Source organism: Mycobacterium sp. (assembly GCF_032159565.1).
GTDB lineage: Bacteria > Actinomycetota > Actinomycetes > Mycobacteriales > Mycobacteriaceae > Mycobacterium.
Genome location: NZ_JAVHWR010000069.1, coordinates 59,543 through 79,467 on the forward strand (window position 1 = coordinate 59,543; position 19,925 = coordinate 79,467).

The 19,925-nt window shown below is 66.1% G+C and carries 19 protein-coding genes; 11 read left to right on the forward strand and 8 right to left on the reverse strand.

Annotated elements, in window-relative coordinates:
• Window positions 1-96: 96 nt before the first annotated feature.
• The gene (locus QOC76_RS08310; RefSeq protein ID WP_526356090.1) at window positions 97-2,862 is read right to left on the reverse strand and encodes a helix-turn-helix transcriptional regulator; all 2,766 of its coding nucleotides are present in this window, start codon (window positions 2,860-2,862) and stop codon (window positions 97-99) included.
• Window positions 2,863-3,048: 186 nt separating this feature from the next.
• Between QOC76_RS08310 and QOC76_RS08315 the strand changes: the two genes are divergently transcribed.
• Together QOC76_RS08315 and QOC76_RS08320 are read left to right on the forward strand one after the other, a co-directional pair.
• A complete protein-coding gene (locus QOC76_RS08315) occupies window positions 3,049-3,522 on the forward strand; it encodes a GtrA family protein (protein WP_526356092.1) in 474 nt (157 codons plus the stop codon).
• A 109-nt stretch (window positions 3,523-3,631) separates the two neighbouring features.
• Complete coding sequence (locus QOC76_RS08320) at window positions 3,632-3,820, forward strand: hypothetical protein (RefSeq protein ID WP_526356094.1); 189 nt, start codon at window positions 3,632-3,634, stop codon at window positions 3,818-3,820.
• Between the two features lie 185 nt (window positions 3,821-4,005).
• Here the strand turns inward: QOC76_RS08320 and QOC76_RS08325 are convergent, their stop codons facing one another.
• Complete coding sequence (locus QOC76_RS08325; protein ID WP_526356096.1) at window positions 4,006-4,821, reverse strand: acyl-CoA thioesterase domain-containing protein; 816 nt, start codon at window positions 4,819-4,821, stop codon at window positions 4,006-4,008.
• A 196-nt stretch (window positions 4,822-5,017) separates the two neighbouring features.
• Here QOC76_RS08325 and QOC76_RS08330 point away from each other — a divergent pair, with 196 nt between their 5' ends.
• The 5 genes from QOC76_RS08330 (at window position 5,018) to QOC76_RS08350 (ending at window position 9,613) form a co-directional block, all read left to right on the forward strand.
• Window positions 5,018-6,010 carry a TerC family protein gene (locus QOC76_RS08330; protein ID WP_526356098.1) on the forward strand — a complete coding sequence of 331 codons (993 nt, stop codon included), beginning with the start codon at window positions 5,018-5,020 and terminating at the stop codon, window positions 6,008-6,010.
• 86 nt (window positions 6,011-6,096) lie between these two features.
• The gene (locus tag QOC76_RS08335; RefSeq protein ID WP_526356100.1) at window positions 6,097-6,816 is read left to right on the forward strand and encodes an enoyl-CoA hydratase/isomerase family protein; all 720 of its coding nucleotides are present in this window, start codon (window positions 6,097-6,099) and stop codon (window positions 6,814-6,816) included.
• Between the two features lie 28 nt (window positions 6,817-6,844).
• The gene (locus QOC76_RS08340) at window positions 6,845-8,146 is read left to right on the forward strand and encodes an MFS transporter (protein WP_526356102.1); all 1,302 of its coding nucleotides are present in this window, start codon (window positions 6,845-6,847) and stop codon (window positions 8,144-8,146) included.
• Entirely contained in the window at window positions 8,143-8,835 is a 693-nt protein-coding gene (locus QOC76_RS08345) for a YwaF family protein (protein WP_526356150.1), read from the forward strand. The genes QOC76_RS08340 and QOC76_RS08345 overlap by 4 nt, the downstream gene beginning before the upstream one ends.
• A 118-nt stretch (window positions 8,836-8,953) precedes the next feature.
• Window positions 8,954-9,613 carry an enoyl-CoA hydratase-related protein gene (locus QOC76_RS08350; protein ID WP_526356104.1) on the forward strand — a complete coding sequence of 220 codons (660 nt, stop codon included), beginning with the start codon at window positions 8,954-8,956 and terminating at the stop codon, window positions 9,611-9,613.
• 73 nt (window positions 9,614-9,686) lie between these two features.
• Here the strand turns inward: QOC76_RS08350 and QOC76_RS08355 are convergent, their stop codons facing one another.
• Window positions 9,687-11,846 (reverse strand): elongation factor G-like protein EF-G2, encoded by a 2,160-nt coding sequence (locus QOC76_RS08355; RefSeq protein ID WP_526356106.1) that lies wholly within the window; start codon window positions 11,844-11,846, stop codon window positions 9,687-9,689.
• Window positions 11,847-12,023: 177 nt separating this feature from the next.
• Here QOC76_RS08355 and QOC76_RS08360 point away from each other — a divergent pair, with 177 nt between their 5' ends.
• Window positions 12,024-12,779 carry a L,D-transpeptidase gene (locus tag QOC76_RS08360; protein ID WP_526356108.1) on the forward strand — a complete coding sequence of 252 codons (756 nt, stop codon included), beginning with the start codon at window positions 12,024-12,026 and terminating at the stop codon, window positions 12,777-12,779.
• Between the two features lie 59 nt (window positions 12,780-12,838).
• On the opposite strand, the gene QOC76_RS08365 is transcribed toward QOC76_RS08360, so the two are convergent.
• The 4 genes from QOC76_RS08365 to QOC76_RS08380 form a co-directional block, all read right to left on the reverse strand.
• Window positions 12,839-13,249 (reverse strand): acyl-CoA thioesterase, encoded by a 411-nt coding sequence (locus QOC76_RS08365; RefSeq protein ID WP_526356110.1) that lies wholly within the window; start codon window positions 13,247-13,249, stop codon window positions 12,839-12,841.
• A gap of 67 nt (window positions 13,250-13,316) precedes the next feature.
• Window positions 13,317-13,616: a hypothetical protein gene (locus QOC76_RS08370; protein WP_526356112.1), complete on the reverse strand. Its 300-nt coding sequence runs from the start codon at window positions 13,614-13,616 to the stop codon at window positions 13,317-13,319.
• 262 nt (window positions 13,617-13,878) lie between these two features.
• Entirely contained in the window at window positions 13,879-15,678 is a 1,800-nt protein-coding gene (locus tag QOC76_RS08375; RefSeq protein ID WP_526356114.1) for an Hsp70 family protein, read from the reverse strand.
• 45 nt (window positions 15,679-15,723) lie between these two features.
• Entirely contained in the window at window positions 15,724-16,131 is a 408-nt protein-coding gene (locus QOC76_RS08380; RefSeq protein ID WP_526356116.1) for a TIGR03668 family PPOX class F420-dependent oxidoreductase, read from the reverse strand.
• Between the two features lie 84 nt (window positions 16,132-16,215).
• On the opposite strand from QOC76_RS08380, the gene QOC76_RS08385 reads away from it, so the two are divergent.
• Complete coding sequence (locus tag QOC76_RS08385; RefSeq protein WP_526356118.1) at window positions 16,216-16,827, forward strand: TetR/AcrR family transcriptional regulator; 612 nt, start codon at window positions 16,216-16,218, stop codon at window positions 16,825-16,827.
• Window positions 16,828-17,090: 263 nt separating this feature from the next.
• Here the strand turns inward: QOC76_RS08385 and QOC76_RS08390 are convergent, their stop codons facing one another.
• Window positions 17,091-17,657 (reverse strand): hypothetical protein, encoded by a 567-nt coding sequence (locus QOC76_RS08390; RefSeq protein ID WP_526356120.1) that lies wholly within the window; start codon window positions 17,655-17,657, stop codon window positions 17,091-17,093.
• Window positions 17,658-17,848: 191 nt separating this feature from the next.
• Between QOC76_RS08390 and QOC76_RS08395 the strand changes: the two genes are divergently transcribed.
• Both QOC76_RS08395 and QOC76_RS08400 read left to right on the forward strand, forming a co-directional pair.
• Window positions 17,849-18,985, forward strand: a complete 1,137-nt coding sequence (locus tag QOC76_RS08395) for an ABC transporter substrate-binding protein (RefSeq protein WP_526356122.1) — start codon at window positions 17,849-17,851, stop codon at window positions 18,983-18,985.
• 25 nt (window positions 18,986-19,010) lie between these two features.
• A complete protein-coding gene (locus QOC76_RS08400) occupies window positions 19,011-19,853 on the forward strand; it encodes an ABC transporter permease (RefSeq protein ID WP_526356124.1) in 843 nt (280 codons plus the stop codon).
• The last annotated feature ends 72 nt before the right edge of the window (window positions 19,854-19,925 follow it).

Here is a 19,925-nt window from a genome sequence, read left to right on the forward strand (position 1 = left end):
GGCAGAGATATGGGGTGTTTGCCTACGCTTTCGCCTATTCGAGCCAAAGGCGGCCGTGATCGGGTGAAACACAGGGATCAGGCAGCAACCTGACAGTCAACTGTCAGGTTGGCCCATGTGCCTGCCCAGTTCGGCGCGTGAATGGATGCCCAGCTTGCGGTAGATGCGGGCCAGGTTCGACTCCACCGTCTTAGGGCTGATGAACAGTGCGGCGGCGGCATCGCGGTTGGTCATGCCCGACGCCGCGAGTTCGGCCACCCGCTGTTCGGACGGGCTGAGGCTGGACATCCGGCGGGTGCCGACGTCGGCGCGCGCAAGCTCGGCGCGGGCGCGGTCGGCCCACAGGCGGACGTTCAGCTCTTCGAACGTCTTCAACGCCTCGCGCAGCGTCGTTGCGGCTTGGTCCTTCTGACGCTGCCTGCGCTGAAGCTGCCCGGCCAGCAGCTGAGTCCGCGCACGTTCGAACGGCATGGGCAGCCGGTCGTGTTCGGAGAGTGCCTGCTCGACAGCGCGGTTGGCGGCGTCGACGTCACCCCGCGCCGCCAGCTCCATGGCTCGACAGCGTGCGCCGACGGCCTTCATCCAGGGCCGGTCGAGCCGTTGCCCGTTGCGTTCGAGCAGCTCGACCATCGGCTCCGCCTCAGCCAGCCGGCCCAGGTGGATGAGCGCCTCGGCGGCGTCAGGGACATAGGACGCGTTGATGATCTCGGTCGAGTCCGGCACGGCCTTCAGCATCGGCATCAAGGGTGCAACGGTCTTCACCGCCGCTTCGTAGTTTCCCAGTGAGAGCTCGAGGAAGCCGAGCATCGTCACCGGCCACTCGCCGAGCCTGCGCGATCCACAGCGTTCGCTGGCGGCACGCGCCTCGGCCACGTTGCGGCGCGCTGTGTCCTCGTCCCCGGCGTATGCGGCGACGGCGGCGCGCGCCGTCAGCGCGACGGACAACGGCAGGTCACCGTTGAGCTGATGCGCCCGCTCGACGGCATCCTCGGCGATCAGCATGGCGTCGGCCATGGAACCGCGCCAGATGTCGATGAGCACCGAGTGGAAGTCGATGAACGACAGCTCGCCTTCCTCGCCACGGTCGATACATCGGCGGCGGATTGCCCGCACCTCCTGGTGCGCTCGGTCCAGCTCCCCGGTCCAGGCGAGCATCAGGGCGCGCTGGACCCGGGGACTGAAGGCCGACGACACATCGGCGTCACGGTCTTCCAACTCGACGGCCTGTCGGAGGCTGCGCTCGTCGATGCCGTCGCCGCGCATGAAGTGCAGCATCATCCGCATGCCCAGCGCCTGACTCAGGGCGTGTGGGTCGCCGAGCTCGGTGGCGCTTGTCACGGCCTGTTCGATGTGCCGCACCGCCGGATCCATGCGCCCCGCGTTGACCAAGGCGAACGACAGCGACACCAGGATCGCCACCCGCTGGGCGAGCTCGTCGCCGACGTCGTCGAGAGCTTGCTCGAGTAGGTCGGCGGCCTCGTCGAAGCTGTCGATGAGCGAAGCCACAAGGGCCAGCAGCGTATACGCCTCCGCCCGCCTTGGACCCGGCTCGAGACGTTCGATGGTCTCCTGCAGGAGGCCGCGCGCCTTGGCGGGCTCGCCCGCGTCGAAATGGTGTGCCGCCGAGAGGATTCGCCGCTCGGGGGTGCCGCCTCCGAGGCCGATGGCCAAGTCGAGCAGCTCGGCCGCCGCGGCAGGTGCGCCCCTGCTGCGGGCTATGTCCGCGGCCTCGTCGAGGGTGATCAGCGTCAGCTCGTCGCCGTGGGTCGCCGCCATCGCGAGATGTCTTGCCTTCAGCTCGGGTTCGTCGACGATCTCCGCCAGCCTGCGATGCATGGACCTGCGCCGCGCCGGGGTGACATCGGTGTAGAACCCCCTGGCCAACAGCGGATGCGCGAACCGGACGCGATGACCGTCGATCGCGACGATGCCCTTCGCCTCGACATCGCCGAGTTGCGCAACGACGTCGCCGGCGTTCAAACCAGTTGCCCGGGAAACCAGCTCAACCGTCGGCACGGCGGTGCAGGCCATCGCCAGCAGCACAGCGTGGGCGGAGTCGTCGAGGCTGCCGATCCGCGCGCGCACCAACTCGGCGAGCGTCATCGGCAACGGCATCTCCGCGCTTCTGCTGTCACCGTCCATCGCACGCGCCAGTTCGAGGGCGTAGAACGGGTTTCCCTGCGAAACCTCTTGTATTCGAACGATTGCCGGTCGAGACAGGGATCTGCCGAGCCGCTCGGTGATGACGGCGTTCAACCCGCCGAGGCTCAACGGCCGGATCTGCACCCGCTGCACGCCGTCCGGCTGCGGCAGCTGTAACCAGGAGGCACCGCTGACGCCGCCGTCGGGATCAGAACGGACTGTCACCAGCACGCCGACCCTGGCCGAGAGTCGGCGCGTCGCGAAGGCCATCACATTTCGGCTCGACGGGTCGAGCCATTGCAGGTCGTCGATTGCCACCAGCACCGGGGCCTGCTCCGCGAGGAGTTCGACGACCGACAGGAAGCCCGCTCCGACGGCGCGTTGATCGGTGGTGAGATCCTCGGCCTCCGCGCGCAGAAGGACTCGATCGATCGCGAGCCGCTGCGGGGTCGGCAGGCCGGTCAGCACCGACGCATCGACGCCCGAAAGCAGGTCCGCGAGTGAGGCGTACGCGAGCACGGACTCGGCCTGCGCCGGCCGCGCCGACAACACCTGGAACCCGCGCTGTTCGGCGAGTTCGATCGCGGACAAGCACAGTGTGGTTTTCCCGATACCGGCTTCACCTTCGGCCACCAAGCCGGCCGGTTGGGACGCAGCAGCGTCGAGAAACGCCGCGACCGCTCTACCCTCTTCTGGTCGGCTGACGACGCGGCTGGGCACCTGCTTAGTATCGCAACATATTTTGCTGAACGCGCATCAGATGGGCATATTGGCACCGCTATCCAGATAACGAAGCCTCCGAGCGATGTTGCCGAGCAGCATGTTTCACCCCGGCTGTCACTTCGTGTGGTCCGGAGTTGGCCAACTGCTCACGTCGTGGATACGTGGCCATGGCAACGTGGTCACGTGCGGATCGAGTCGACGGCGAGTCGGGGAGGTCTGGCCGACCGGTTTCACCGGTGCTGCGCCGCCGTGGTTGCGCGTCTACCGTTCGGAATGAATTCCTTTGTGGCGCCGACTTTTTTGGGCTTCACGTTGATCAACGGGTTCACGTTCGGTATCGACCTCTTGCTGCTGTCGGGTCTGCGTGCAGGGCTGGGCTTACCGCTACCGGCGGCGGTAACCGCGGCCTACGCGTGCACGTTCACCCTGAGCTACTACCTGAACCGCTCCATGAACTTCCAGTCGCACGCACCGGTTGGCCCCCAGTTCGGGAGTTATGTGCTGGTCGTCGTCGTCAACTACCTGGCGTTCATACTCGGCGTGTCGAGTGCCCTGACCGCCCTCGGTCTGGACTTCCGCCTGGCCAGGATCCTGGCAGGGGCCTGTGAGGCGGTTTACATGTACAGCGCCATGCGCTGGGTCGTCTTCCGCCGCTGACACGCACGTTCAGCAACCGCGAAGCGAATCGGCAGCGTTTGCATCGCCGCAGCCCAGGGTCTTGCCAGATCAGGTTTTTATAGCTTGCCCAACTCATAGGAGGGTGGACGTGATGAGAATCAAGGCCGTCGGTGTAGGTGTCATCGCCGCGGCGGCGGCGTCGACGACTACGGTGATGTCGACCCCCGGCGTCGCCGCCGCAGACGACTACGCGGGACAGAAGTACTCCGACGTCACATCGAAACTCGCCGATGCGAGCCTACCGGCGTCATCGCAACGCGTACCGGCGACACCGTGAACGACGACGACTTCTCGCCGGTCACCGACACGGTGCTGCTGAACCTGAAACTGCTACTCGGGTGTGGCATCGGCGAAGACGGCGGGTAACTCGAAGGCCAGCCCCGAAGGCAAGGCGGCCATCGCTGCGGCCAGCAAGAGGAGCAACAGGCGGCCGCGGACCAGGCGAAAGCCAAGCACTAGGCGTCAGGACGGGCTGCGTACCGGGAAATGATCGTCGCTGAAGTCGATCTGAGCAGCCGGGTTGGCGATCGCGGTCACCAACGCCGAGCCGAACGCACCGATGCGGTCGAACATCGTCGCCGTCCCGACCGAGATCCCGTCGGCCGCCCAGTGCGAGTCTGCTTGCACGCCCATCCATTCGTCGACGGGCAACCGGGCCAGCGCGACGGTCAGGTCGCCGTTGATGTAACCGACGCCAGCCGAGCCGAGGTTGGTGACCAGGCTCGCGCCTTCCGCCACCATCGCGCCGCGGACGAAGGGCGTGTTTTTGTGCCCCTCGACGACGTCGACCATCCGGTTGACGAACCGCTTGCGGGCGGTGTGCTGGTGTTCGGCGATGCCCTTCGTCCAGCCGACGCCGTCGCTGCCCATGTAGGTCATCCCGGTCCCACCCAGCTCCGGGGGCCAGGTGAACTCGTTGGCCGCCGCCCACTCCTCACCCCGCGGCGCCTCCGACCCGCGGTACTGCACCAGCGTGGCCCGGACCACCGTGACACCGTCCTGCTCGATCACGCATTCCGAGTTGCGCACCCGGCGCCCGCTCCTGATCAAGGTGGCCTTCGTCGTCGTCGGGACTCCGCGGGCGGCCTTGAACAGGTCGACGGTCAACCGGGTGGGCATGAATTCGTCGAGCCCGAACTCGGTTTCCAGGGCGCGCGCGGCGAGGCCGACCAGCGCGGGACCGTTGAGGTGATCGGGTCCCCAATGGCTCTGCGCATACGTGGTCGGCAGATAGCGGTTCCCGCCCGCCGGGTTGAAATGTGCTGGACGCGCCGTCATCGGGGCATCGTCGCACAGGACCTCAAGGCCGACGGGGTGGGCATTCTCCACAGCTATCTGACAGACTGCATGTTGAGGGGAGTATTCCTTCGCCGCGGTGTCGTCATCACGTCGTCCGTCATCGGACGACCGGCCCGCGGGCCAAGCGGTTGGCGGAAGAGACCTCGGCCGTTTTGACGACCGGAGGCACACCCAAATGCAAGTTTCCCAACTCGAGTGGATGATCACGCTGGCCGCGACGATCGCCGTCCTGCTGTTCGACGTCGTGGTCATCGGCCGACGGCCGCATGAACCATCGAAGCGTGAGTTGGTGACGGCGCTGTCGATCTACATCGCGCTCGCGGTGGCCTTCGGCGTGTGGGTGTACCTCTTCCACGGCAGCCAGTTCGGTGTCGAGTTCTTCGCCGGCTGGCTCACCGAGTACAGCCTCTCGGTCGACAACCTGTTCATCTTCTTGATCATCATGGCCAGTTTCAACGTGCCCAAGAAGTTTCAGCAGCAGACGCTTCTGGTCGGCATCATCCTCGCGTTGATCTTCCGAGGCATCTTCATCGCACTCGGCGCCGTCGCGATCAACGAGTTCTCCTGGGTGTTCTACATATTCGGCGCGTTCCTGCTGTATACCGCTGTCGGCCTGGTGCGCAACACCGACCATGACGACGACGCGGACAACTTCGTGGTGCGCTTCGCCCGCAGCCACCTGCAGCTGACCGACAAGTGGGACGGTCTCAAGCTCTACCTCAAGGAGAACGGCAAGCGGCTGATGACGCCGATGTTCCTCGTCATCGTCGCGCTCGGCACCACCGACCTGATATTCGCGCTCGACTCGATCCCGGCGATCTACGGGCTCACCCAGGAGCCGTACCTGGTGTTCACCGCCAACGTGTTCGCGTTGATGGGTCTGCGGCAGCTCTACTTCCTGCTCGGCGACCTGCTGAAGCGGCTGGTCTACCTGTCACAGGGACTCGCGTTCATCCTGTTCTTCATCGGCATGAAGCTGATCCTGCACGCGCTGCACGAGAACGAGCTGCCGTTCATCAACGGCGGCGAGCACGTGGCGGTCCCGGAGATCCCGACGCTGGCATCCCTTGGCGTCATCATCGTGACGCTTGTCATCACCACAGCCGCGAGCCTGTACAAGACCCGCGTCAAGGACAAGAAGGACACGGAGGACGTGAAGCAGTCATGAGAGTCGAAGACGAGCGCGAGTGAGGATCGCAGCGAGGAACGAGCGAGGACCGGAGCGAGCGGGAGCCGAGTAATGAGAGTCGAGCGATGAGTGTCGAGGTGGTCGACGGGGTGTCGATCGTGCGGTTCGACCATCCGCCGGTGAACGCGCTGGACCTCGACCTGCTCGACGATGTGATCGTCACGATGCGGGGTATCGACGGGCCGGTGGTGATCACCGGTACCGGACGGTGTTTCTCGGCGGGCGTCGACCTCCGCGCGATCGTCGACGGCGGCGCCGAGTACACCGACCGCTTCATGACGGCGCTATCCGCGGCGTTCCTGGCGGTGTTCGACCATCCCGCTCCGGTGGTCGCGGCGATCAACGGGCACGCGATTGCGGGCGGGTGCGTGTTCGCGATGGCCGCCGACGTCCGGCTGATGGCGGACGGGACGATCGGGCTCACCGAACTCGCCGTCGGCGCGATGTTCCCGATGTCGGCGGTGGAGATCTGCAGGCACGCGATGGGCCCTTCGGTGACGCAGGCCGCACTCGGGGCGGGCACCGTTGATGTCTCCACGGCCGCCGCGCTCGGCTGGGTCGACGAGGTCGTCACCGCCGGGGAACTGCTTCCTCGGGCGACCGCGCTCGCCGGTGAGCTGTCCCAGTTCGCCCCCGCCGCGTACGCGATGACGAAGGAACAACTGCATCGTCCGGCGCGCACCGCGATCGACGCCGGTTCGGAAACCGACGACATGGTGCGGGCCAGTTGGATGTCGGAGGAGACCCACGCCCGCATCACGGCATATCTCAAGTCACTTCATTAAGTCAGTCGATTGATTTAACGTGTTCCTGGTGAGTGGCGCATCAACCCTTCGCCAAGTCATCAGCGGTGCGTCGATCGGCAACGCCGTCGAGTGGTACGACTTCGCGATCTACGGCTTTCTGGCCACCTTCATCGCCGCGAACTTCTTCCCCGCCGGAAACGAGACGGCGGCGCTGCTGAACACCTTCGCGATCTTCGCCGCCGCGTTCGTGATGCGTCCGCTCGGCGGCCTGGTCTTCGGCACACTCGGTGACCGGATCGGCCGACAGCGGGTGCTGGCGATCGTCATCCTGCTGATGTCGGGGTCGACACTGGCGATGGGGCTGTTGCCGACCTATGACGCCATCGGTGTCGGTGCGCCGCTGTTGCTGCTGTTTCTCCGTTGCCTGCAGGGCTTTTCGGCCGGCGGAGAGTACGGCGGCGGCGCATGCTATCTGGCCGAGTTCGCAACCGACCGGCGGCGCGGCCTGACCGTCACGTTCATCGCGTGGTCCGGTGTCGTCGGGTTTCTACTGGGATCGCTGACGGTCACCGTGCTGCAGACGTTGTTTGGCGACGCGGCCATGGACGCCTACGGCTGGCGCATTCCGTTCGTGCTCGCCGCCCCGCTCGGACTCGTCGGCCTCTACATCCGGCTGCGGTTGGCCGACACCCCGGCGTTCGAGGCGCTCGCGGCCTCCGACGACGTAGCCACCTCACCGTTGCGCGAGGCCGTGTGCACGGCATGGCGGCCGATCCTCCAGGTGATCGGCATCATGATCATGTTCAATATCGGCTACTACGTGGTTTTCACTTATCTGCCAACGTATTTCATCAAAACGCTGCACTTCTCAAAGACCAGTGCCTTCGTCTCCGTCACGGTGGCGTGTGTGGTGGCGATCGTGCTGATTCTTCCACTTGCGGCGCTCTCCGACCGGGTCGGACGCAGGCCGCTGCTGGTCGCGGGCACGTTGGCGTTCGCGGTGCTGGCGTATCCGCTCTTCCTGCTGTTGAACTCGGGGTCCGTCGGCGCGGCGATCGCCGCGCACGCCGCCTTGGCCGCCATCGAATCGGTTTACATCTCGGTCGCCGTCGCGACGGGCGTGGAACTGTTCACCACCCGGGTGCGCTACAGCGGCTTCTCCTTCGGCTACAACGTATGCGTCGCCGCGTTCGGCGGCACGACGCCCTACCTGGTCGCCTGGCTGACCGGAAGCACAGGTAACAAACTGGCGCCCGCCTTCTACGTCATTGTCGCGGCGGTGGTTTCGCTCATCACCGTGCTGACGGTGCGGGAGTCCGCGGGCCGCCCGCTGCCCGCGGTTGCCACCGCGGAGGTCGCGGCACTCTGACACACCGGGAGTTCACGGCGTACGGCCCGTCGCACTGGGCCGTACTCGCCGTGTTCGTGATCGTTGCTGCGCTACTCGTCTGGATCGGCCGCAAGCAGACCGACGCGCAGGCCCGCCTGCTCGGCAGACTCCTCGGCGCGCTGACCGCAACCATCTACGCGGCGGTGCTGATCTACTCGCTCATCCCGCCGTCGATCGACTCGTCGGTGCCGCTGCAGTTGACCGACCTCGCCACCACCGCAGGCGCATACGCACTGTGGTCGCAACGACATTGGGCAGTCGCACTGACCTACTACTGGGGACTGGTACTCAGCGTTCAGGCGCTCATCTCTCCTGTGCTGAGGGGCCCCGACTTCCCCAACTATCAGTTCCTCGCGTTCTGGGCGATACACCTGCTCGTCGTCTGGGCGGCGATCTACCTGACCTGGGGCCGTGGGTTCCGCCCGACGTGGCGCGACTACCGGCTCGTCATCGGCGGCACACTGGCGTGGGCGGCGATCACGTTGACGTTCAACCGCATTGCCGGCACGAACTACGGTTTCCTGAACAGGAAGCCGAGCACCACGTCGCTGCTCGACGTGTTCGGTCCGTGGCCGGTATATGTGTTGGTCGCTGCCGTCCTCATCTCTATCGTCTGGGCGTCGATGACATGGCCGTGGGTGCGCAAAGCCAGGCGGCTACCCTCGTGAGGTGGCTTCCGCACAGCGTCGTACCCCCATCGTCACCGACATCGATGACGACCAACGTCGCGCGCAGCGGTTGTCTCTGACCCGTCAGCTGCTTGTCCTACCGGAGTGAATCGAGCCAATGCCCGTCGCCCTCAGCTTTCAGGACACGATCGCGCTACTGCACCTCGGCGACGATGAAAACCGCTTCTCCCCAGAGTTTCTCGATCAGGTCGAGGCCCAACTCGACGATGCGATATCGCTTGGAGCGCACGGGTTGGTCACCGTGGCGACCGGGAAGTTCTACTCGAACGGCATTGACCTCGACTGGCTCGCGGCGCACGGCGATCAGACGCAGTGGTATGTCGGCCGCGTGCAGGCGCTGCTGGCGAGGGTGCTGACGCTGCCGATACCCACCGCCGCCGCGATCGGCGGACACAGCTTCGGTGCCGCCGCAATGCTGGCCATGGCGCACGACTTTCGCGTGATGCGCGCCGACCGTGGATATTTCTGCTTCCCCGAAGTAGACATCCGGATTCCGTTCACACCGGGCATGGCCGCGTTGATTCAGGCCAAGCTGACCCCGCAGACCGCCGTTGCCGCCATGACCACCGGGCGCCGGTTCGGCGGGGCCGAGGCCGCCGCGGCCGGAATCGTCGATGCGACCGCGGAAGAGGACGCGGTGGTCGGCGCGGCCCTCAACATGCTTGCGCCATTGGGCGCCAAGGATCCCGGCACGCTGGGTGCGATCAAGAACACCATGTTTGCGACCGCGGTCGCGGCACTGAGGGCGGTTTCCTAGCGTCGCGGACGTGAGGAGCAATTAGCCCAAGCGCACGCGGGGAGCAATTAGCCCAAGCGCACGCGAGGAGCAATTAGCCCGAGCGCACGCGCGCTGCGGCAGACTCCGGCATGGGTTCATAGCGGGCGAAGGTGCGCGTGAACGACCCAGCGCCGTGTGACAGCGAGCGCAGATCGATCGCGTAGCGCGTCAACTCCACGTGCGGCACGTCGGCTTTCACGACCGTACGGTCCTCGCCGACGTTCTCGGTGCCCAGCACGCGGGCCCGGCGGCTGGACAGGTCGCCCATCACCGCGCCGACGAGATCGTCGGGCACCATCACCGACACCTCGTCGACCGGCTCCAGCAGGTTCACCCTCGCGGCGTTCGCCGCCTCGCGCAGCGCCAGCCCGCCGGCCATCTGGAACGCGTAGTCCGACGAGTCCACGCTGTGCGCCTTGCCGTCGAGAAGCGTGACGCGGATGTCGACCACCGGATAGCCGGGCCCCACGCCCTTCTCCATCTGCGCGCGTACACCCTTTTCCACGCTCGGGATGAACTGGCGCGGCACGGAGCCACCGACCACCTTGTCGACGAACTCGAACCCACTGCCCTCTGGCAGCGGCTCCACCTCGATGTCGCAGACGGCGAACTGGCCGTGTCCGCCGGACTGTTTGACGTGCCTGCCGTGTCCCTTTGCCGGTCCGCCGAACGTTTCCCGCAGCGGCACACGCAGATCCACCTTGTCGACACTGACGCCGAACCGGTTCGCCAACCCGTCCAGCACGACGCCGGAGTGCGCCTCGCCCATGCACCACAGAACGATCTGGTGGGTCTCGGGGTTCTGGTCGACCCGCAGCGTCGGGTCTTCGGCCGCCAACCGCTGCAAGCCGACCGACAGCTTGTCGTCGTCGGTCTTCGCGCGCGGCTGCACGGCGACGGGCAGGAGCGGCTCGGGCATCGACCACGGTTTCAGCACGAGCGGATCGGCCTTGTCGGACAACGTGTCTCCGGTCTCGGCTTTCGACAGCCTGCCGATCGCGCAGATGTCGCCCGCCACCACGGTGCCGGCAGGCCGCTGCTGCTTGCCGAGCGGGAACGACAGTGTGCCGATCCGCTCGTCCTCGTCGTGATCCGCGTGAGCACCGGTGGAGCCGTTGGATCCGGAGGAGCCGAAAAAGGAAGCAAAATGGCCCGACACGTGAACCGTCGCGTCGGGCCTGATGGTGCCGGAGAAGACCCGGACCAGGCTCACCCTGCCGACGTAGGGATCCGACGTCGTCTTGACCACCTCGGCCAGTAGCGGCCCCGACGGATCACAGCTGAGTTTCTTGCGGTCCTTGCCCTGCGGCGTGAACACGTCGGGCAGCGGATGCTCGAGCGGAGACGGGAACCCGCTCGTCGCGATCTCCAGCAGTTCCAGCGTTCCGACGCCGGTGCTGCTGCAGACGGGAATCACGGGGAAGAAAGAGCCACGGGCCACCGCCTTCTCGAGATCCTCGATCAGCACCTTCTGGTCGATCGCTTCACCGCCGAGGTAGCGCTCCATCAAGGTCTCGTCCTCGGATTCCTCGATGATCCCCTCGATCAGGGTGCCGCGTTGTTCGCCGAGTCGGTCGGCGTAGGACGCGTCCGGTTCCTTGGTGGACCGCTTGCCTGCGGCGTACTCGTAGTGCGTCTGTGACAGCAGTCCGATCAAACCGGTACACGGTGTGTTGGCGGGCAGGTAGAGCGGCAGCACCTTCTCGCCGAAGGTGCTCTGCGCAGCGACCAGTGCGCTGTCGTAGTTCGCTCTGGCGTGGTCGAGCTTGGTGATCACCACCGCGCGCGGCATGCCGACCTGTTGGCACTCCAGCCACAGCGACTTGGTGAGTTCGTCGACGCCCTCGTTGGCCGCGATCACGAACAGCGCACAGTCGGCGGCTCGCAGCCCGGCCCGCAGTTCGCCGACGAAATCGGCGTACCCGGGGGTGTCGATGAGGTTCACCTTGACGCCGTTGTGCGAAAGCGGCGCCAGGGCGAGGCCTACGGAGCGCTGCTGGGCGATCTCGGCGTCGTCGGAGTCGCACACCGTGGTGCCGTCGACAACGGATCCTGGTCTTGAGAGGACTCCTGTCGCGGTCAACAGGGCCTCGATGAGGGTGGTCTTGCCGCCACCCGATGGGCCTATGAGCACCACATTTCGGATGGCGGCGGGACTGTCCGCGGTCGGGGCGGCTCCGGCGCCCTTGGAAGTGTTCGCCTTGTCGGCCATGACGGTCCCTCCAGCCCCGGGTCACTTCATCGGGCCCGTCACCTAGACCACAATTCTCGCATTCACCAGCCAGTGCAAGACCCTCCGGGCTTGGCTGCGCGGCTTGTCGGCGGCCGTCTTCAGGTTGAGTCACTACAATTCACTTTGCTGGTCGGGAAGTCGTGAAGGGATGAAGCATTGCGCAGAGCTGTTCGTTACGTACTTGTCGTGGTGGGCGCTACGGCTGTCGCCATGGTGGGTTCGGCTCCCGCAGGCCTGGCCGCGGTGCCCGGCCCCAGAACGGACCTGACGGTCACCGGCATTTCGCCGGCCAACGGAGAGGTGGTCGGCGTAGCCGCTCCGATCGAGGTGACCTTCGCCGAGCCGGTCACAAACACCGCCCGGGCCGAGCAGTCGATCGACATCGCCTCGAGTAATACGCCGACGGGCAAGTTCACCTGGCTGAGCAACCAGATCGTGCAATGGGCACCGGACCGGTTCTGGCCCGCCCACTCCCCGATCTCGGTCACCGCGGCTGGGTTCTCCACAAGCTTTGAGACCGGCTCGAAGGTGGTCGGCCTCGCCGACATCGACGCGCACACCTTCACCGTGAGCATCGACGACCAGGTGGTGCGGCAGATGCCCGCGTCCATGGGCAAGCCCAAGCATCCAACGCCGGTCGGCTCGTTCACCGCTCTCGAGAAGCAGCCGAGTGTCGTGATGGACTCGCGCACCATCGGCATCCCGCTGAGCGATCCCGAGGGATACAAGCTCACCGTCGCGGACGCCGTGCGCGTCACATGGGGCGGTGTCTACGTGCACAGCGCGCCGTGGTCGGTCGGATCGCAGGGTAACTCGAATGTCAGCCACGGCTGCATCAACCTGAGCCCGGACAACGCCGCCTGGTATTTCGACACCGTACGGATCGGCGACCCGATCGTCGTGCAGGCGTAGCCACCGACGTTAGGCCCGCCCGATCGGCGGCACTACTACCTGACAGGTAATCGAGACGACTACGGAGACAACGCATTGCGAAGTGTGTCGGGTACCGGGCGCTTGCTCCAGTCCTCCGTCGTGACGACGACGTAGACGTTTCGGCCGCGTACCGCGACCAACTCCTCGGAGCCGTCTCGTCGGCGATGGACCGAGAAGAGGATCGTGAAACTCGTCGTACCGACGTGTTCGCAGACGACCGCCACCCGCACGGTATCGCGCCAGCGGACCGGTGCCGCGTAGTCAATCTCGGTGTGCACCAACTGCATATCGAGTCCGGTCGACATCAGGTCCGGATAGCTCGCGTCGAGATGGTCGAAGTATCCGGTCAGCGCCTCGTCGAACCAGGTGAGGTAGTGGGCGTTGAAGACGACGTTCTGCTGATCGACCTCGGCGAACCTGGGCACGATGGGCAGCGAGTACTCGGTCACGGGCTACATGATCACCTACGAAGAAGGGGCACCCCGATGGGGTGCCCCTCGCTCCGTCGCAAGTGTGTTACTTGACGTCGACGTACACCGTCTTGTTGGTGACGGTGGTCTCGAGCGAATCTCCCGGGTTGCCGGAGTCCGTCCGCGAATAGGTTTGGCCGGGTCGCACGGCCACGACGCTCGCCTGCTCGAGCGGGGTTCCGCCGACACGGTTCACGATGACGTTGTAGCCGTCGGCCTTGAGGTCGTTGATGGTTTCCTGGGCATTGCCCGGGCCACTCGGTGCTGCGAGGGCAGGGGCGGCCAACCCCAGAGTCGCTGCGGCCAGTCCGCCCGCGACGATGGTAGCTAATCCAATCTTCTTCATCTTTGGTGCCTTCTTCTTTTCTGTTGTGTGCGATGCAGACCGTCGGCCTAACCGCGATTGATGCCGGACGACATGGGATTCGTTCCGACTGATCTCATGAACCAACAGGTCAGCGCTTTAATTCCGATGGCAGTAAATGATCGCCGGTTGGCAGGATCCCATTGTTCGGATCGCCCAAAACGCGAATTACGGGACGGCTGTTGTCTACCGCGTCGCGGTCGAGAACAACGAATAGCAAAGGCATATTCCCGCCCCTCCGGGCTTACGCATCAGGCTGATCGGTCTGCTCGCTCGGCGGCTTCTCGGGTGAAGGCGGCGTCGACTGCTCCGAACTCGGCGGCGCCGACGACGGCGGGCTGCTCGGCGGTTCCGAAGGTGGTGATGACGGTGGACTGCTCGGCGGGCTACTGGGTGGCGGGGACGCGGTGGTCGGTGTCGACGTGGTGGTCGGGGTCGACGTCGGCGGCGCGCTCGGCGGCGGCGCGCTCACCGGCGGTGGGTTGTCGGCGGGCGGCGGTGGAGGAGCCGCCGCGGGCGCGGGTGCTTGCATGACCACCGGCGGCGGCGTCGTCACCACGACCCGGGTCACCGGTGCAGGCGGACGAATGTACGACGGAGCGTTCGGCGTCTGTTCCGGTGTCACCGCGAGGGCGGTTGGTGGGGGCGCCGCGGGAGCCGCCGGATCCGGCTGCACGGTTGTCGTCGTCGTTGTCGTCCCCGTCATCGCGGAGGCGTCGTCGCGGATGGCCAGGACGGCGGCCGTGCCGACGAGCACCATGGCGGCGAATACGCCGGCGGTGACGAGGAGCGGGCGATACCACGGGACGGCCGAAGGCTTGTGGCGAGCAGGCTTGTCCTCGGGTACGAAGTCGACCCCGGGCCGGGCCGCGCTCAGACCGGCCGGTGCCTCGGATTCGATTGCGAATGGCGCGATCTCGGGAACATTGTCGACCTCCGACCAGGCCAGCGGGCGCATTGCCGTCGACCGCACCGGTGACGCGACGGCGGTCAGAATCTCATCCTCCGGTCTGCGGACGGCCAGCAGAGCGGCACCATGCGCGGCGGTCAGTTCGGGATGGGGCGTGCTGATCACAGGCACCCGAAGCTGGTCGGACAGCGCTGTGGTGACCGCCGGGATACTCGCGCCGCCACCGATGGATGCCACCGCCGACAGATCGGCGGGATGAATCCGGTTGCGGAACAAGTGTTCCCGCAACGCGTCGATGAATGCCGCTAGCGGCTGCCGGATCTCGCCGTCGAGTTCAGCGCGGGTAAGCCGCACGTCGCCGCGGAACCCGGGGACGTCGGCGAACAGGGTGGTGACCGCGCCGCGGGACAGACGCTCCTTGGCGCCTCGGCACTCGGCGCGGAGCCGATGCAGCGATCCGAATGCGGCCGTTCCCGCCACGTCGGAGGTGCCGCTGATGGACAGATCCGCGATCACGTGCGCGAGCAGTGCACGGTCGATGAGTTCGCCGGAGAACTCAGCGTGACGCGCCGTCGCACCGATGGGCTGGTACCCGCCCGCTGCGTCAATCAGCGTGATGCTGGCGCCGGTGCCGCCGAAATCGCAGAGGGCGATCACTCCACGGGTCGGCAGTCCGGGGTCGGCCTGCAATGCGGTGAGCGCCGCCGCGGCATCCGACATCAACGGCAACCGGTCCGGCCGCGGCCATTCGGGCCGCCGGAGCAGTTCCCTGCGCAGGGCGTCGACGGCCGCGGGGCGCCAGTGGGCGGGGAAGGCGACTCCCGGCGGTGACTGCGGCGCCCGACCGCCGGTGACGGCGCGGCTCACCGCACGCAGCGCGTCGGCGATCAGTGCTTCACCGCGATGGACGGAGCCGTCGGCGGCCACGATGCCGACCGGATCGGCGGCCCGATCGACGAAGTCGTTCACAACCAGCCCACGCTGCGCCAGCCGGGGGTTCTCGGCGGGCACGCCGACCTCCGGCGGACGATGCCGGTAGAGGGTGAGCACCGGCTGTCGTGTGACGGCCGCGCAACCCGGTATCACGGCGGCGACGTTCGCGGCGCCAACCGAAAGCCCTACACCCTGTGTCATGTCACGACGTTTATCGTCGCAGCGAGCCCAGGTATTACCGGCGGGTCAGGCCTGCCATCCCGACCACCGGGCCACGGTGACGGTGATGACGGGCCCGTCAAGAGCGATGCGCTCGTACTGGACGTACTTCCGCCGGAGCTCGAAGTACGCGGTCGCCATTTCTTCACCGCTGTAATGGATTTCGGCGATGCCGTCTGCTCGTACCCACCATAGCTGCGACCAGTCGTGGTCGTAGTGGTCGACGATGAGGCTGACCGCGGGGTTGGCTTCGATATTGGCCATCCTGCGCAGCCGGTGGGTGGATTTCCGTTTGGCGTCGACCGCGGTGTAGATGACGTCGTTGCTGACCGCGAAGACGACAGGGACCAGATGCGGGACGCCGTCGGCACCCGCCGTCGCAAGCTGTGCGACGGGCGAGGAGGCGAACCTCTCCCTGGCGTCGAAGTCGGCCATCTTCTCCTCAGGTTGCGATAGCGCCCGAATGGTCAATAGTAGGGAATATGAACGCTACGTTCATTATCTGTGGAGAGGTGAGAAATGGCGGGTAGCCGCACAGTGGACGTGCAACCGCGCAACCGCCCCGGCCGGCCGCGCAGCGAGGAGTCCCGCGCCGCGGTACTGCGTGCCACCTCTGAACTGTTGAAGGAGGTCGGGCTGCGCGCGATGACCACGGAGGAGATCGCCACTCGCAGCGGTGCGAGCAAGGCGACCATCTACAAGTGGTGGCCCAACAAGTACGCGGTCGCCATCGACGCGTTCCTCTCCGAGTTGATGGCCGAGTCGCACGATCCGGACACGGGTTCTGCTCATGACGACCTGACCGCCGTCATGCGTGGCCTCGTGCACTTCTACACCGGTCAGAGCGGGCGCGTGTACGCACAACTCATCGGCGAGGCACAGACCGACCCGCTGATCCAGCAGGAGCTTCGCGCGAACCTGGTCGAATCTCGCCGCGACCTGTTCCGGACGATCTGGGATCGAGGTGTCGCGCGCGGCGAACTGCGCGCCGACATCGATCGGGAAGTGGCGATCGACCTTGTCGTCGGGCCCGCGCTGTATCGCCTGATGATGGGCCATGCGCCGCTGACCGACGCGACGGCCGACGCGATCGTGGATGCCGCCATCCGGGGGCTCAAGGCGGGTGACTGAGCACATGAGGCGCTGGTATGGCCCAGCCCGCTCCGGTGTTGAAACTAAACGTTCAGTTTAGAAATCGTCGATGTCTCGAGCTTTGATGAGACACCGACGGGCCCGCTTTGCACTTACGTCGGTGCACAGACCACCCAGGGCCAGTCACCGGGCAATGTGCAGATCAACAGCGATCATGAAGTCACCTATCCCAACCAGTACCCGTTCTTCGGCAACGTGCTGCTCTTTCACCACGGCGGGCACCACCGCTAAAGGGCGATCGATTACCTGGGTCGGCGTGGCTGCGGGGCCACACTGATCGGCTGCCGGGTCACCGGCGTCCGTGTCACGCCGATCTCGGGCTGCTTCGTCGGCCTCGGCCGCACCGTCGGCCGCACGACCGCCGGGGCCTCGTTCACCACGGACGGTTCCGGCGGTGGCGGAGGTGGCGGAGGCGGTATTTCGCTCGTGGCCGTGGCCAAAGGTGTGGTGACCGGTGTCGAGCTATCCGCAGGCGCCGGATGATCTGCTGCGGGAGAACCCCGGAACACCAACAGAACCGCCGATACCACGATCGCCGAGAGCGCCGCGCCGCTCGCGATCATCAGGGTGCGCGCCTGCGGCGACCGGTACCAGGGAGTCGTGGAGACCGCGGTGAAATCCTCGTCCCACGTGCTCTCGTCGAATGCGTCGAACCCATCGCGCCCCCGCGACGCGTCCTCGCCCAACAGGTAATCGAGGTCGGCCTCGGACCTGTATGCATTTTCCTCGTCGACGACGTCGACCCCATCGCTCCCGTCGGTCACTTCCCGCAGGTAGTCGAAGTCCCCCGAGGCCCCCTTCTCCGGCACCCTCTGATGCTAACGCCACCACCTGGGAAAACGCGCGCTCGGCTAGACAAATATCGACTCACAGCAACCGCCCTGCCGCCGACTCGCGGCCACGATAGGGTTCCAACGCCGGGTGATCCATTCATCGCGATGACCCTGCGCCGTCATCGCCGCGCCAGCACTGGTTTGCCTATCCATCGGAAGGTTCGCCCATGAAGAAATCGCACCTCTGCGGCGTCACCGCACTCGCCGCCTCCGCTGTTCTCGTCGCCGGTCTCGCGGCCTGCGCCCCACCGGAGAAGAAAAGCGAAGGCGCGCAGACGCAGTCGGGCGTGGACGCCGCGCAGGCGACGTCGGCGAAGGACTTCGGCGGCATGGACGGCCTCGTCGATGCGGCCAAAAAAGAGGGCCAGCTGAACGTGATCGCGCTGCCGCCGGACTGGGCCAATTACGGCGCGATGATCAAGGCCTTCTCCGACAAGTACGGCATCACGGTGAACTCCGCACAGCCCGACGCGGCCAGCCAGGACGAGATCAACGCCGCGAACCAGCAGAAGGGCAGGAGCACCGCCCCCGACGTCTTCGACCTGGGCCAGTCTGTCGCTCTGGCCAATACGTCGATGTTCGCGCCGTACAAGGTCGCGACGTTCAACGACATTCCCGCGGCATACTCGGACCCCGACGGTAAATGGGTCAACGACTACGGCGGCTACATGTCCATCGGCTTCGACTCGGCCAAGGTGCCACCGGTGACCGACGTCAACGATCTGCTCAAACCCGAGTACAGCGGCAAGGTGGCGCTCAACGGCGACCCGACCCAGGCGGGCGCGGCGTTCTCGGGCGTGCTGATGGTCGCGCTCTCCCAGGGCGGTTCGGTCGACGACGTCGCGCCAGGGGTGGACTTCTTCGGCAAGCTCAAGGCAGCGGGCAACTTCCTGCCCGTCGACCCGACCCCTGCGACCATCGAGTCCGGGCAGACGCCCGTCGTCATCGACTGGAATTACCTGAACGCCGCCAGATCCGCGAAGCTGCCGAGCTGGCAGGTCTTCGTGCCGTCGAACGCGGTGGTGGCCGGCTACTACTACCAGGCGATCAACTCAGGCGCTCCGCATCCCGCGGCGGCGCGGCTGTGGCAGGAGTTTCTCTACAGCGACGAGGGACAGAACCTCTACGCCGCAGGCGGGGTGCGGCCGGTGCGGGCCGACACCATGATGCGGGCGGGCACCATCGACAAGACCGCGGTCGACAAGATCCCGGTGATCGACGGCCCGGTCACCGTTCCGACGCCCGACCAGACCGACAGGGCCACCAAGTATCTGGCGGACAACTGGGCCAAGGCCGTTGGCTGACGCGCATGCGAGGAGCGAGCACGTGATGCGCAGATTTCGGGAGTCGCTGCCGCTGCTGCCGTTCTTCGCGTTGGTGACGATCTTTCTGATCGTCCCGACCGTGACGGTGATCGTCAGTGCGTTCTTCGTCGACGGGGCGTTTTCCCTGGACCGGATAGTGGCGTTGTTCTCCGACACCGCACTGTCCGCATTGTGGAAGAGCGTGCTGCTGTCGGCGAGCACGGCGATCATCGGTGCGGTGCTCGGCGCCGTGCTGGCCTGGCTCATCGTGAGCAGCCCGCCGGCCTCGGTGCTGCGCAGAGCGGTCATATCGCTGTGCAGCGTGCTCGCCCAGTTCGGCGGCGTCGCATTGGCTTTCGCGTTCCTGGCGACGATCGGCCTAAACGGCGTGCTGACCCTCTGGGTGCAGCAGCACTTCGGCTGGAATCTCGCAGGATCCGGTTGGCTGTACAGCCTCACCGGGTTGATCCTCGTCTACACCTACTTCCAGATCCCGCTCATGGTGATCGTGTTCGTGCCCGCGCTGGAGGGGCTGCGCGACCAGTGGCGCGAGGCTGCGGTCAGCCTCGGCGCATCGACGTTCCAGTACTGGCGGCAGGTCGCGGTGCCTCTTCTCACCCCGGCATTCCTCGGCTCGTTTCTGCTGTTGTTCGCCAACGCTTTTGCGGCCTACGCGACGGCGGCGGCGCTGGTGAGTCAGGGCAGCCCGATCGTGCCGCTGCTGATTCGGGCGGCGCTGACGAGCGAGGTGGTGCTGGGCCAGTCCGGGTTCGCCTATGCGCTGGCGCTGGAGATGATCATCATCGTGGCGATCGTGATGGTCGCCTACGACGCGCTGGTGCGCCGTACCGCAAGGTGGCTGCAGTGAGAAAAACGACGCTGGGCGGCAAGGTCTTTCGCGTAGTTCTGCTGATCGTCTTCGGATTGTTCTTCCTGTTCC

Excerpts from the sequence above, each read along its gene's own strand:
- QOC76_RS08325 (WP_526356096.1), bottom strand. The coding sequence starts at position 4,821 with ATGACGGCGCGTCCAGCACATTTCAACCCGGCGGGCGGGAACCGCTAT.
- QOC76_RS08330 (WP_526356098.1), top strand. The coding sequence starts at position 5,018 with ATGCAAGTTTCCCAACTCGAGTGGATGATCACGCTGGCCGCGACGATC.
- QOC76_RS08335 (WP_526356100.1), top strand. The coding sequence starts at position 6,097 with ATGAGTGTCGAGGTGGTCGACGGGGTGTCGATCGTGCGGTTCGACCAT.
- QOC76_RS08350 (WP_526356104.1), top strand. The coding sequence starts at position 8,954 with ATGCCCGTCGCCCTCAGCTTTCAGGACACGATCGCGCTACTGCACCTC.
- QOC76_RS08355 (WP_526356106.1), bottom strand. The coding sequence starts at position 11,846 with ATGGCCGACAAGGCGAACACTTCCAAGGGCGCCGGAGCCGCCCCGACC.
- QOC76_RS08370 (WP_526356112.1), bottom strand. The coding sequence starts at position 13,616 with ATGAAGAAGATTGGATTAGCTACCATCGTCGCGGGCGGACTGGCCGCA.
- QOC76_RS08375 (WP_526356114.1), bottom strand. The coding sequence starts at position 15,678 with ATGACACAGGGTGTAGGGCTTTCGGTTGGCGCCGCGAACGTCGCCGCC.
- QOC76_RS08380 (WP_526356116.1), bottom strand. The coding sequence starts at position 16,131 with ATGGCCGACTTCGACGCCAGGGAGAGGTTCGCCTCCTCGCCCGTCGCA.
- QOC76_RS08385 (WP_526356118.1), top strand. The coding sequence starts at position 16,216 with ATGGCGGGTAGCCGCACAGTGGACGTGCAACCGCGCAACCGCCCCGGC.
- QOC76_RS08395 (WP_526356122.1), top strand. The coding sequence starts at position 17,849 with ATGAAGAAATCGCACCTCTGCGGCGTCACCGCACTCGCCGCCTCCGCT.
- QOC76_RS08400 (WP_526356124.1), top strand. The coding sequence starts at position 19,011 with ATGCGCAGATTTCGGGAGTCGCTGCCGCTGCTGCCGTTCTTCGCGTTG.